The 276-nt window shown below is 51.1% G+C and carries 1 protein-coding gene; it reads left to right on the top strand.

Going from position 1 to position 276, the window contains the following annotated elements; genetic code table 11:
* Positions 1 to 12: 12 nt before the first annotated feature.
* Positions 13 to 276: hypothetical protein (locus GUI70_RS23150; RefSeq protein WP_161884564.1), on the top strand; the 264-nt coding region annotated here is incomplete at its 3' end.

The raw sequence follows: 276 nt of genomic DNA, 5'->3' as shown, positions 1-276 counted from the left end.
GAAGCAACTAACGTGCGCCGTGATGAGTTCGTCAAGGGTGCATTGATTAGCAACCTGATCGAGTCCGGTGCTTTGGGTGAAGAGCCTAATGATGCTGACGCCTTTCAGCGATGGCAAAAAACGAAGTGTAAGCAGATAGAGCGGATCCTTAAAGAAGAGTCCCCGATGCCTGCTGACTTTGTTTTTGGCTGGATTGCTGCTCTGCCTGGTGAGTATCGCACCAAGTGCATGAATGACGTTTGTGGCGCGATGGGCACTTTCTACACCCCACTCTCA

This window comes from Deinococcus alpinitundrae, assembly GCF_009982895.1.
Classification (GTDB): domain Bacteria; phylum Deinococcota; class Deinococci; order Deinococcales; family Deinococcaceae; genus Deinococcus; species Deinococcus alpinitundrae.
This window is presented reverse-complemented; position numbering and strand designations above follow the sequence as displayed.